General features: G+C 68.6%; 11 protein-coding genes and 1 pseudogene. 10 read left to right on the top strand and 2 right to left on the bottom strand.

All coding sequences use genetic code 11. The features are described 5' to 3' along the window. The first annotated feature begins 63 nt into the window (after positions 1 to 63). From UK23_RS11025 to UK23_RS51410, 4 genes are all read left to right on the top strand, one after another. Positions 64 to 498, top strand: a complete 435-nt coding sequence (locus UK23_RS11025; RefSeq protein WP_045311342.1) for a Fur family transcriptional regulator — start codon at positions 64 to 66, stop codon at positions 496 to 498. Positions 499 to 516: 18 nt separating this feature from the next. Continuing rightward, positions 517 to 2,748 carry a catalase/peroxidase HPI gene (gene katG / locus UK23_RS11020; RefSeq protein WP_045311341.1) on the top strand — a complete coding sequence of 744 codons (2,232 nt, stop codon included), beginning with the start codon at positions 517 to 519 and terminating at the stop codon, positions 2,746 to 2,748. A gap of 123 nt (positions 2,749 to 2,871) precedes the next feature. Next, entirely contained in the window at positions 2,872 to 3,825 is a 954-nt protein-coding gene (locus UK23_RS11015) for an amidohydrolase family protein (protein ID WP_231114458.1), read from the top strand. A 237-nt stretch (positions 3,826 to 4,062) separates the two neighbouring features. After that, on the top strand, positions 4,063 to 4,233 hold the full coding sequence (locus UK23_RS51410; protein WP_156213026.1) for a hypothetical protein: 171 nt from the start codon (positions 4,063 to 4,065) through the stop codon (positions 4,231 to 4,233). A 321-nt stretch (positions 4,234 to 4,554) separates the two neighbouring features. On the opposite strand, the gene UK23_RS11010 is transcribed toward UK23_RS51410, so the two are convergent. Continuing rightward, positions 4,555 to 5,196 (bottom strand): DedA family protein, encoded by a 642-nt coding sequence (locus tag UK23_RS11010; protein WP_156213025.1) that lies wholly within the window; start codon positions 5,194 to 5,196, stop codon positions 4,555 to 4,557. A gap of 162 nt (positions 5,197 to 5,358) precedes the next feature. On the opposite strand from UK23_RS11010, the gene UK23_RS11005 reads away from it, so the two are divergent. From UK23_RS11005 to UK23_RS10980, 6 genes are all read left to right on the top strand, one after another. Continuing rightward, entirely contained in the window at positions 5,359 to 6,483 is a 1,125-nt protein-coding gene (locus UK23_RS11005; RefSeq protein ID WP_045311338.1) for a sensor histidine kinase, read from the top strand. Continuing rightward, on the top strand, positions 6,474 to 7,118 hold the full coding sequence (locus UK23_RS11000; RefSeq protein WP_045311337.1) for a response regulator transcription factor: 645 nt from the start codon (positions 6,474 to 6,476) through the stop codon (positions 7,116 to 7,118). Before UK23_RS11005 ends, UK23_RS11000 begins: the two co-directional genes overlap by 10 nt. Before the next feature lie 5 nt (positions 7,119 to 7,123). After that, complete coding sequence (locus UK23_RS48510) at positions 7,124 to 7,906, top strand: phosphotransferase (protein ID WP_196777695.1); 783 nt, start codon at positions 7,124 to 7,126, stop codon at positions 7,904 to 7,906. Between the two features lie 79 nt (positions 7,907 to 7,985). Further along, the gene (locus UK23_RS10990) at positions 7,986 to 9,482 is read left to right on the top strand and encodes a beta-xylosidase (protein ID WP_045311336.1); all 1,497 of its coding nucleotides are present in this window, start codon (positions 7,986 to 7,988) and stop codon (positions 9,480 to 9,482) included. 37 nt (positions 9,483 to 9,519) lie between these two features. Next, positions 9,520 to 10,839: a hypothetical protein gene (locus UK23_RS10985; RefSeq protein WP_045311335.1), complete on the top strand. Its 1,320-nt coding sequence runs from the start codon at positions 9,520 to 9,522 to the stop codon at positions 10,837 to 10,839. Positions 10,840 to 11,230: 391 nt separating this feature from the next. Continuing rightward, positions 11,231 to 11,758 (top strand): pyridoxamine 5'-phosphate oxidase family protein, encoded by a 528-nt coding sequence (locus UK23_RS10980; RefSeq protein WP_045311370.1) that lies wholly within the window; start codon positions 11,231 to 11,233, stop codon positions 11,756 to 11,758. Between the two features lie 123 nt (positions 11,759 to 11,881). On the opposite strand, the pseudogene UK23_RS54795 reads toward UK23_RS10980, so the two are convergent. Continuing rightward, positions 11,882 to 12,213: pseudogene (locus tag UK23_RS54795) on the bottom strand (hypothetical protein); the annotation flags it as partial.

Raw genomic sequence — 12,213 nt, 5'->3', positions numbered from 1 at the left:
GTCGAGTGAATTGCATCGTTCGTTAACTTGACTCACTCCAGAAAAGACGGCAGGGTAGCCCCCGTGCCCACGGCTTCCGACTTCGAGCGCATGTTGCGTGGAGTGTCACTTCGGGTGACGGCTCCGCGGATAGCTGTGCTGTCCGCGGTGCACGAACACCCGCACGCCGACACGGACTCGATCATCGGTGTCGTGCGTCAGAACCTCGGCGCGGTCTCTCATCAGGCCGTTTACGACGTGCTCCGCGCGTTGACCGGAGCCGGCCTGTTGCGACGCATCGAACCCCAGGGGTCGGTAGCGCGGTATGAGGCGCGCGTCGGGGACAACCACCACCATGTCGTGTGCAGGACCTGCGGGGCGATCGCCGACGTCGACTGTGCCACCGGCGCCGCGCCCTGCCTGGACGCATCCGACGACCACGGGTTCGTCATCGACGAAGCCGAGGTCATCTACTGGGGCACCTGCCCCGAGTGCACGACCGCCGCGAAAAGTTCCTGAACACCCGGAAGGATTCCCGTGTCCGACAGCACTGACGCCAAGGTGAGCGAGCTGAACGTGGAGGAGGCTGGCGGCTGCCCGGTCGCGCACGGGCGACTCAGCCATCCCACCGAGGGCGGCGGCAACCGCGACTGGTGGCCCAAGCAGCTCAACCTCCGGATCCTCCGCAAGCACCCCGTCCAGGCCAACCCCATGGGCGGCGAGTTCGACTACGGCAAGGAGTTCCTGACCGTCGACCTCGACGAGCTGGCGCGCGACGTCGACGCCGTGCTGACCGAGTCGAAGGACTGGTGGCCGGCCGACTTCGGGCACTACGGCCCGTTCATGATCCGCATGGCGTGGCACAGCGCGGGCACCTACCGCACCCACGACGGCCGCGGTGGCGCCGGTGCGGGCATGCAGCGCTTCGCCCCGCTCAACAGCTGGCCGGACAACGGCAACCTGGACAAGGCCCGCCGTCTGCTGTGGCCGGTCAAGAAGAAGTGGGGCCGCAAGGTCTCCTGGGCCGACCTCATGATCTTCACGGGCAACCGCGCGCTGGAGACCATGGGCTTCACGACCTTCGGCTTCGCCGGTGGCCGCGCGGACGTGTGGGAGCCGGACGAGGACGTCTACTGGGGCCCGGAGACCACGTGGCTCGGCGGCGACACCCGTTACAGCGGTGAGCGCGACCTCGAGTCCCCGCTCGCGGCGGTCCAGATGGGTCTGATCTACGTCAACCCCGAGGGCCCCAACGGCAACCCGGACCCGCTGGCCTCCGCCCGCGACATCCGCGAGACGTTCGGCCGCATGGGCATGAACGACGAGGAGACCGTCGCGCTCATCGCCGGCGGCCACACCTTCGGCAAGGCGCACGGCGCCGGTGACCCGGAGCTCGTCGGTGCCGAGCCCGAGGGCTCGCTGATGGACGCGCAGGGCTTCGGCTGGATCAGCACGCACGGCACCGGCAAGGGCCGCGACACCATCACGTCCGGCCTCGAGGTGACCTGGACGCAGCAGCCCACCAAGTGGACGAACCTGTTCTTCAAGAACCTGTTCGCCTTCGAGTGGGAGCTCACCAAGTCCCCGGCAGGCGCGCACCAGTGGAAGCCGAAGGACGGTGCCGGCGCCAACACGGTTCCGGACCCCGAGGACGGCACGCTGAACCGCACGCCGATGATGCTGACCACGGACCTCGCGCTGCGCTTCGACCCGATCTACGAGCCGATCTCGCGCAAGTTCGCCGAGAGCCACGAGGCGTTCGCGGAGGCCTTCTCCCGCGCCTGGTTCAAGCTGACCCACCGCGACATGGGCCCGATCCAGCGCTACCTCGGCCCGCAGGTGCCGCAGGAGGAGCTGATCTGGCAGGACCGTCTGCCGGTGCGCGACTACGAGCTGATCTCCTCCGAGGACGTGGCCTCGTTGAAGGCCAAGATCCTGGAGACCGGCCTCTCGGTCTCGCAGCTGGTGAAGACCGCGTGGGCGTCCGCCTCGTCGTTCCGCCAGAGCGACAAGCGCGGTGGCGCCAACGGTGCGCGCATCCGCCTGGAGCCGCAGCGCAACTGGGAGGTCAACGAGCCTGCTGAGCTCGCCCAGGTGCTGCGCGTCCTGGAGGGCGTGCAGGAGGCGTTCAACAGCTCTGCTTCCGGTGGCAAGAAGGTCTCGCTGGCCGATGTGATCGTCCTCGGCGGTGCAGCGGCGATCGAGCAGGCCGCCAAGGCCGCTGGCCACGACGTCGAGGTGCCGTTCCTCGCGGGCCGGGTGGACGCGACCCAGGAGCAGACCGACGCCGAGTCGTTCGCGGTGCTGGAGCCGACCGTCGACGGCTTCCGCAACTACGGCAACAAGGCCACCCCGCTGCCGTCGGAGTACCTGCTGATCGACAGGGCCAACCTGCTCGGCCTCTCCGCGCCGGAGATGACCGTGCTCGTCGGCGGTCTGCGCGTGCTGGGCGCGAACCACGGCGGCTCGCAGGCCGGCGTGCTCACCGCCAAGCCGGAGACGCTGACCAACGACTTCTTCGTCAACCTGCTCGACATGGAGACGGAGTGGAAGTCGGTCACCGACGACCAGGAGAACTTCGAGGGCCGCGACCGCGCCACCGGTGCCGTCCGGTGGACCGGCACGCGCAACGACCTGGTGTTCGGCTCGAACTCCGAGCTGCGCGCCGTCGCCGAGGTCTACGCGAGTGACGACGCGTCGGAGAAGTTCGTCGCGGACTTCGTCCAGGCCTGGAACAAGGTCATGAACGCGGACCGCTACGACGTCTGATCTGGTTCTGTTCCGGTACCCCAGGCCACTCCCCCGGCCTGGGGTACCGTCGTTTCCACGAGGATCTGGGGGATCGCTCTGCCGTCGCGCGCGCCGGTCTCGTTCGTCGTTTCCGGGGAACGGTTGCGCGCTTCCGGTTCGTCCACTTCGGACGGACTCTGGTTGCTGCCGGGCCTGGTCGACGTGCACTCGCATCCCGGGATCGAGGCTCCTGACGATGCCTACTCGCACGAGGTGTTCCGGCAGCACATGCTCGCTCACCGCGCCGCCGGGGTGTTGACGGTGCGGTCGCCCGGCTCGGCGGATCCGGTGCGGGACAGGGCTGATGATCCCGACCTGCCGCGACTGGTCCGGAGTGGTCAGTGGCTGGCCACGCCGGGGCGGTTCTTCCCCGGCGCGGGCAGGCGGGTCGAGGAGTCCGAGCTTCCCGCCGCCGCGGTCGAGGAGGCCGCGTTCGGGTGGCGCAAGGTCATCGGTGACTGGATGCCCGATGATCCGCCGGTGCCGTTGGACGTGCTGACGGCGACGGTCGACGCGGTGCACGCCGCGGGTGGGCGCGTCGCGGTGCACTGCCAGACCGCTGAGAGCTGCCGCAACGCCGTGCTGGCCGGCGCGGACAGTCTCGAGCACGGGATGCACCTGGATCATGCGCTTCTGCCGCGGATGGCGGCGCAGGGGACGGCGCTCGTGCGCACGTTCTCGGCGTTCGCGAAGTCGATCGAGAACCTCGAGAAGTCCTCGGACGCGCGGTTGAAGGAGTGGGTCCGGTCCGGCTGGGAGCACGCGTTCCCCACTGTGCGCGCGGCTTTCGAGGCCGGGGGGACGGTGCTGGCGGGGACGGACAACAAGCCGTGCGGTCGGCTGGCCGGGGAGATCTCCTGGCTGATCAAGGCCGGGATGCCGGTGGAGGCGGCGATCGGGGCCGGGTCGTGGACGGCGCGGGCGTGGCTCGGGTTGCCGGGGCTGGTGGATGGCGGGTTCGCTGACGTGGTCGGGTATGCGGCGGATCCGACGGAGGATCCGGACGTGTTGTCGCGGCCGGAGCTGATCGTGTTGCGCGGCAAGGCCATCCTCTGATCTGGTGATCCACCGATCAGAGCCGGGACGCCGGTGAAGGCGGCTGCCGGGACAGGATCGCGGACCGCCGGCACCTGACTCGGGCAGCCTGGGCCGGTGGACCAGCGGCTCGCGAACGTGGTCGGGTACGACGCCGATCCGACGGAGCAACCGGACGTGTAGTGGCCGAAGCCGATCGTGTTGCGCGGCAGGACCATTCCCTGAACCGACAACCCACCGATCAGAGCCAGGAAGCCCGTGGAAGCTGTCGGGACAGAACCGAGAACCGCGCGCACCTGGCTCAGGCCGCCGGGGCTCGTGGGCGACGGGCGCACGGACGTCGTCGCATACGACCCGGATCCGACCGAGGATGCGGACGCATTGCTGCGGACCAAGAAGATCATGTTGCGCAGCAAGGCCACTCCCTGAACCGACAACCCACCGATCAGAGCCAGGACGCCGCTGAAGGCGGCTGTCGGGACAGAACCGAGAACCGCGCGCACCTGGCTCAGGCTGCGGGGCTCGTGGGCGACGGGCTCACGGACGTCGTCGCACAGGACACCGATCCGATTGAGCGCCCGGACGTGCTGATGCGACCCAAGCAGATCATGTTGCGCGGCAAGACCATTCCCTGACCAGGTGGGTCGGTGTTGCTCCGACGGGAGCGACTTGGCTTGTGAGGCGAGGTCGTTCACCGGCCAGGCGCGGTGGTGGTGCTCGGGGCCGGGTGGGTTGTGTTGTGGGGCTTGGTCAGCGCCGGACACGTGGGAGCACCTCCGTGGACTCCGAGTCGCCCTTCGAGCGCTGACGCAGGCGGGTCACCACGAAGAGGGTGAGGGCGGCCGCCACGGCCAGCAGGACGAGCTTTTGGAAGATGCCCGCGTAGGACTCGACGCGGTGCCAGTTCTCGCCGAGCAGGTAGCCCGCGCATACGAAGACCGTGTTCCAGATCAGGCTGCCTAAGGTGGTGAGGGCTAGGAATGCCGGGAAGTTCATGCGTTCCACGCCTGCGGGCAGGGAGATGAAGCTGCGGAACAGCGGAACCATTCGGCCGAAGAACACGGCTTTGGTGCCGTGGCGGGTGAACCAGGCTTCGGTTTTGTCGAAGTCCGTCACCTTCACCAGCGGAATTCGGGCTACCAGGCGGCGGGTGCGGTCGCGGCCCAGGAGCATGCCCGCCAGGTAGACGATCACGGCGCCGGCGACTGAGCCGAGGGTGGTCCAGAACAGGGCTGCGGGCAGGCTGAACACGCCTTTGCTCGCGGAGAAGCCGGCCAGTGGTAGCACCAGCTCGCTCGGGATCGGCGGGAACAGGTTGTCGAGGCCCACGACCACGGCGGCGCCCACGCCTCCCAGCGTTTCCATCAGGTCCACGGCCCACTCAGCCAGCATTGCGGTTCCCCCTTGTGATGAATGAATCGGTCGGGGGTAACGCTAGGAATTTGGACGGGCGGGTGCCACGTGGTTGACCGTGGGAATTGTTGCGGGAAACCGCACCGCGATATTGCGGTAAACCGCAATGCCTGGGGCACGCCGGGACAGTACGGTGGTGATGTGCATCAGGATGATCAGCTCAGCGCCAGGTCGTTGGTGCGCGGGTGGTTCCGGATGCTCTTCGGGCTGGTTCTCGGGGCGGTGACGGGGCTGGTGGGGCTCGTCGTTGCGGCGGTGGGTGCCGGGGCGACGAGGCTCACCGAGTACGAGCTGCGCAGGATCGAGCGGTTCGACCGGGCGGTGCACACGAACCCGCTCACCAGGAGCGGTAGCCGGCGTTACCTCGCGGTGCGGTGGCTGGTCGGAGGGCTCGGCGCGGGCGTCATCTGCATGCTGATGTTCTGGTACGTCATCGCGATCTCGATGGTCACGGCGTGGCTGTTCGACGGCACGTGGGCCTACATCGAGGACGGCGACCACGTCCCCACGCGACTGCTCGCGCTGGTGGCGATACCGGGTGCGCTGGTCATCTTCGTGACCACGGCCGGTGTGCCGGGTGTGGCGGCGCTGGACCGGTGGCTGGCCACCAGGATGCTCGGCATCAGTCAGCATGCGTTGCTGCGCCAACGGGTTGCTGAGCTGACGAGCACGCGGGCCGAGGTGATCGAGGCGATCGACGACGAACGCAGGCGCATCGAGCGGGATCTGCACGACGGGGTCCAGCAGCGGCTCGTCGCGCTCGGCATGCTGATCGGCCGGGCACGCAGGACCAAGGACGACGAGCAGCTCCAGCGGTTGCTGCGGCAGGCGCACGACACGGCGGCCGAGACCATCGACGAGCTGCGCGAGGTCGCGACGCGGGTCTACCCGGCCGTGCTCGACGACTCCGGGCTGGACATGGCTCTGGAGGTGCTCGCGGAACGGTCCAGCGTGCGCGTGGAGATCGACAACATGCTGGAATCGGCGCCGGGCACCGCGCTGGAGACGGTGATCTACTTCGTCGTGTCCGAAGCCGTCAACAACGCGGCCAAGCACGCCGACCCGTCCGTGGTCGAGGTCTGCGTGCGGCCGGGTGAGGACGACATCACGGTCACGGTGCAGGACAACGGGACGGGCGGAGCGGACGCGACCGGTACCGGGCTGTCCGGACTAGCTCGCCGGGTCAAGGCCGTCGACGGCGACTTCGAGGTCATCAGCCCGCTCGGCGGTCCCACCACGATCTACGCGAGGGTGCCGTGCGAGTGATCCTGGCCGAGGACTCGACGCTGCTGCGAGAGGGCCTGATCCGGTTGCTCACCGAGGAGGGCCACGAGGTTGTCGCCGCGGTCGGCACCGCACCGGAGCTCCTGAAAGCCACCGAGGAGCACCGGCCGGACGTCGTCGTCACGGACGTCCGGATGCCGCCGGACCACAAGGACGACGGCATGCGCGCTGCGCTCACGATCCGCGAGAAGTGGCCGGACGTCGGTGTGCTCGTACTGTCCCAGTACGTCGAGAACCGCTACGCGACGGAGCTGATCACCAGCACCGGCGGCAAAGTCGGCTACCTGCTCAAAGATCGCGTGGCCCAGGTCGACGAGTTCCTGGAGGCGCTGGACCGGGTCGCGGCGGGCGGTGCGGCGTTCGACCCGGAGGTCGTGCGCAGGCTGCTGACCAGGACCACGCAGGTCGACCCGCTCGAGACCCTGACCCAGCGAGAGAAGGCCGTCCTGGAACTGATGGCGCGAGGCCTCACCAACGCCCGCATCTCCGAACACCTCCACATCTCGCAGAGCTCCGCGGAGAAGCACATCAACGCGATCTTCGACAAGCTCGGACTCTCCGGTTCGTCCGGCCTGAGCCGCCGGGTGGTGGCCGTCGTGCGCTTCCTGGGCAGCTGATGGACGTGAACGAGCTGCTCAGGACACCCGGCGCGGAGCTCGCGCGTGGGACGTTCAACGACGCCGTCGTGGTGCCGGGAAAGTGGGTCGCCCGCTTCCCGCGCACCGAACTGGAGGACGCACGCCGACGAGCTCAGGCGCTCAAGTTGATCGGGCGGCTCGATCTGCCTTTCGTGGTACCGGAGGTCATCGAGGACCGGCTGGACCTGCCGCTGGGCCGAGCTCACGTCATCATCTCGTACCTGCCCGGCGGACCCTCGGAGTCGGCGAGCGACGAGGCGGTCCTCGAAGTCCTCGACGCGCTGGCGAAGGTCGAGCTCAGCCCGGAACTCGTTGCCCTGCTTGACGAACCACTGCACCACGCGGGTGGAAGCAGGACCGCGGAAACGATCACCGAGCTCGTGTTCCCGTTGCTCACCGACGACGAACGCGGGCAGGCAGCGGAGGTTCTCCAGCGGTTCGCAGAGCTACCGGCAGCCAGAGGCTTCGTGCACGGCGACCTCGCGCCCGTGAACCTGCGCTGGCACAACGGAAAGATCACCGGAATCATCGACTGGGACTTCGCCTGTGCCGGCGATCCAGCACTGGACGCGGCCGCGTTCGCCAACTACGGCTGGCCTCTCGTGCGAAGAGTCCGGCCCGACCTGTACGAACGGGCCCTCACGCACGCTGCGATGTTCCCGCTGACCGGCGCGGTGTCCATGATCAGCCACGGCGGTGACCCGGCGAAGTTCCTCGCCTGGTTCCGCCGCCGATGCGCGGTGCGCGAACACCCTCCGACCAGCTGAGATGCATTGAGAAGGGATGAATCGGACCTCGGAACGCGGACTTCACCCGGACGGAGGACTTGATCACTATGATGAGTGGGTGCCCCTGAGTCGTCGACCCCCTGCGCTGCTCGCTGCGCTCGCGCTGCTCGGCGCGGTCACGGCGTGCACCAGCACTGCGGTCGGCGACCCCACCGGCTCTCCCACGAACCAGCATTCGCCCACGTCAGAGCACGTCCCGGAACCACCGCCGCCTCAGCAGAGGAACTATCTGAAGCTCACCGCGGAGAACGGGCGGGAAAGCCCCGGCACGGTCGTCACGGGGGTCGAGGACGCGGTCTACAACTACGCGCCGGCCGTGATGCTCGAGAACGGCAAGGTCCGCACGTGGTGGTGCAGCCAGATGGGCAGCGCCAAGCCGAACGGCGACGACATCCTCTACAGCGAGGGCCCCAGCCTGGACGGCCCGTTCAGCACGGCCCGCGCGGTGCTGTCCGGCAGCGGCGGCAGCTTCGACGCGATGCACACGTGCGACCCGTCGCTGATCAAGATCGGCGACACGTACTACCTGTACTACACCGGCGCCTCGCGGGACAACCACGCGAACGGCAGCTCGGTCGGCGTCGCGACCAGCAAGGACGGCACGAACTGGACGCGCGCCAACGGCGGCCAGACGATCCTCGGCCCGGCCGGTGACATCGTCCGCGAGAACGCCTATGGCGCCGGCCAGCAGTCCGCGATCTACCTCGACGGCTGGATCTACCTGCTCTTCACCGACACGACCGGGTACGCGGCGGCGTCGAACGGCGCCGGCCAGTACGTGCTGCGCTCGAAGGACCCGGTGTTCACCACCGGCGTCGAGGCGCTGACCCCGCAGGGTTTCAAGCCGGTCGAGGGCACGAACAAGGCCAGGACCCGGTCGGTCGTCGAGGCGTACAGCTCGGACTGGATGTGGATCGAGGCCGCGTCGGCGTTCGCGATCGCCCACGAAACCGAGACCGGCACCACCATCACCTTCTGGAACAAGGAGTTCACCCGCCACCCGTACGAGGCCGTGGTGATCCCCGGACCGTGGACGGAAGGCCCCGGCCTGGTGCGCACCCCCGAGGGTCACGCGCCGATCAACACCGCCGACCCGTGCGAGCGCGTGAGCATCGACGTCCTGCGATCCACCGCCAAAGACGGCTCCGGTGCGCCGACGAACATCCGCCACTTCGGCATCGACGCGCTCGGTCTCGACGGCTGCGCGACGGCCGAGGAGGCCAAGGTGCTCAACGGCTTTTCGATGCCCTCCCCCGAACGCACCGCGGACGTCGTGGTCGGCGGCAAGATCGTCCGGTTCGAACGCGGCTCGGTCGCGGCCAAGTACGCGTCCGGCATGCTCGCCAGACGTCCGAAGATCGCCGACTCGCTGAAGGTCGCGGTCCGCGTCCCCGCGGGTGTTCCCGCTGTCCGCAGTCCCTCACGCCAACTGGGCCTGCTGGTCAACAACAAGCTCATGATCATGAACGCCCTCGAGGCCGCCGAGCTCAACTCCTCCGAGGTCACCCTGGTGAGCCAGGAGGAATGGGACCGGTTCGAGCGGCTGACCACCTGACCCGTACGGTTTTCCCCGTTCGACACATGGGGGACCGATGACGACGACCACCGAACGCGGCAGGACACTCGCAGACGGCGTGATCCCGCTGCCCGCCGACCCTCCGCACGAACGGGCGTGGCTCGGCATGACTGCCGCGTACCTCGCGTCCGTGGCGTTCCTGCTGCTCATCCCGGCCGGCTGGGCCCGGCTCGACCACCTGTGGGCCGAGGACGGCGCCCGGTTCACCGTCGACGCGCTGAGCCTTCCCGCGCTCCACAACCTCGTCACGCCCTACGGCGGCTACCTGCACACGTTGCCGCGCCTGGTCGCCGAACTGGTCACGCTGCTGCCGATCGAGTGGACCGCCGCCGGGTTCGCGATCATCGCGGCGATGCTGCGGGCGCTGGTCGCGTTGATCGCCTTCGCGGGCTCCAAGTCGTACCTCAGGTCCACGCCGTGGCGGTTCGCGCTGGCAGCTCTCGTGATCGTGTTGCCGGCGGGAAACTCCGAGACGTTGAACAACATGTCGAACCTGCACTGGTTCCTGCTCTACGGCGCCTTCTGGGCGTTGTTGTGGCGCAACGCCCCGCGCGTGCCGGTCGCGATCTTCGTGTTCCTCGCCGCCGTCTCCAGCCCGCTGGTCTTCATCCTGGCGCCGATCGCGCTCGTCCGGCTTCTGCAACAGCGCAAGGAAGTTCCGCTCACGTTCCTCGCCGGGCTGGCGGTCCAGGCGGTGGTGATGGTGTTCGCGAGCAGGAACGCGTACTCGCACGACGAGGTCGATCCGGTGCAGGTGTTGCTGGCGAGCCTGCTGCGGGTGCCGGTGGTGGCGTTCACGGGGTCCGAGCGGGTCAGCGAGTTCTACCCTGCGCACGGCAACCTGGTGATCCTGCTGGCACTGCTGGTCGCGGCGGTGCCGATGGCGGCGGGCCTCAGGTTCGCCGATCGGGCCGGACGGACGCTGGTGCTGGTCGCGGCCGCGTACAGCGTGATCGTCATCGTCGCGTGCCTGGTGCTGAACTGGGCGCAGGTGCTGCAGGTGCAGACGCCCGACGTCGTGATGGCCGGGCAGCGCTACAGCATCGCGCCGTGCCTGTTCCTGTTCACCGCGATCTTCGTGGGTCTCGACGCGACGCCGGCGAGGACGTGGGAACGCGCGGTGGTGGCCGGCAGCCGCTACCTCGTCGGGATCGCCGTGGTGGTCAGCGTCTTCGGCCACCTCCGTGAGCCCGACACCGTGCTGAAGGGCGTTCCGTGGGACGAGAGCGTCGCACGGGCCCGTGCTCAATGTGCTGCAGGAGCCGCGGACGCACGGCTGGAGCATGAGCCGAAGGACTGGTTCTTCATCGTGCCGTGCCGCTCAGTGGGCCGATGACAGGCGCCGCCGCGCGCCCGAGAGCTACTGGCGCGACCTGGTGGCGTTCACCTGGAACATCAAGACCGCCGAGGGACGCGACGAGATCGCCGACTGGCTCGGGATGTACACGCGCGTCATGGAGATCCCGTACTGGACCCGGTCCGAGGTAAGGAGAACTCCTACGACGACGGCTGGACTGTCACCCGCGACCGCGATGTGGAAGCCCACGCAGCAGCCAGGACTGTGGTTCCACGGCGGCGACCTGGCCCAGTCGCGATTTTTTTCGCTCTACCTCGCGCTGCAGCTCAAGGCACGTTTCGAGGGCCTGCAGACGGCGGTCTACGGGCTGCAGGAGGTCCACCACGCGAGCTGGCTGTCGAAAACGCGCGTTCCCGTTCGACGATTGGGCATGACGAACTCAGCTGCCAAGACCCGCAACCTCGACCAGTACGGAAACGCCGCTCTGCCGTGGTCTCAAGCCGAAAGCTTGCTGTCCGAGGAGTCCGCGTCGGCGGACGTGCCGTTCTTCCTGAACACCGTGCGACCGGACGGACGGCCGCACTCGGCCGGCATCGGCGCCGTCTGGTTCGAGGGCGCCCTGCACTTCGTGAGCGGGCCGGGCACCCGCAAGTCCCGCAACCTCGCGGAGAACCCGGCCTGCACGGTGTCGGTGCGGCTCACCGGAATGGACCTCGTGCTGGAGGGCGACGCCCACCGGATCACCGACGAGTCCACTTTGGACCGGATCGCCGCGAGGTACCGCGAGTCCGGGTGGCCGGCCGAACGGGAAGGGCAGGCGTTCACCGCGCCCTACACCGCGCCGAGCGGTGGCCCTGCGCCCTGGTACGTCTACCGCGTCACGCTGACGGCCGCGCACGCCGTGGCGACCGCCGGACCGGGTGGGGCGACGCGCTGGACGTTCAGTGCTGGTAGCTGAGGTAGTCGACGTACCCCGCCTCGGTCTGGAACCACGTCTCACGATCGGTGCTGACGAGCGGCAGGCCGAGGCGGAACCGTTCCACGAGGTCAGGATTGCCCAGGTACGCGCGGCCGTAGCTGATCAGGTCGGCACCGTTGGCGAGCCACCGCTCCCCCTGCTCGCGCCGTACGAGTCGGTGCGCAGGTTCGCGCTGGAGGACAGGAACTGCTGGATCAGGTACCCGTTGGCGCCGTACAGCTCGACCCCGTGGAACCCGGCCTCGATCGCGTACCGAGCGGCATCACCGAACGCCTGCGCCTGCTCGCGGACCTCGGCAACGCTCAACGCACGCAGCACGGGCGCGGGCACCGCACCGCACCGCACCGCACCGCACCGCACCGCTGGACAGGAACACGTCGGTGCGCGCCGCGATCGCCGACGGGCCAACGGGTTCATGCCCGGCCACTTCGACG

The organism is Lentzea aerocolonigenes (assembly GCF_000955955.1).
GTDB classification, from domain to species: Bacteria; Actinomycetota; Actinomycetes; order Mycobacteriales; family Pseudonocardiaceae; genus Lentzea; species Lentzea aerocolonigenes_A.
The sequence above is the reverse complement of the archived record's forward strand: the minus strand, read 5'-3'. Positions and strand labels throughout refer to the sequence as shown.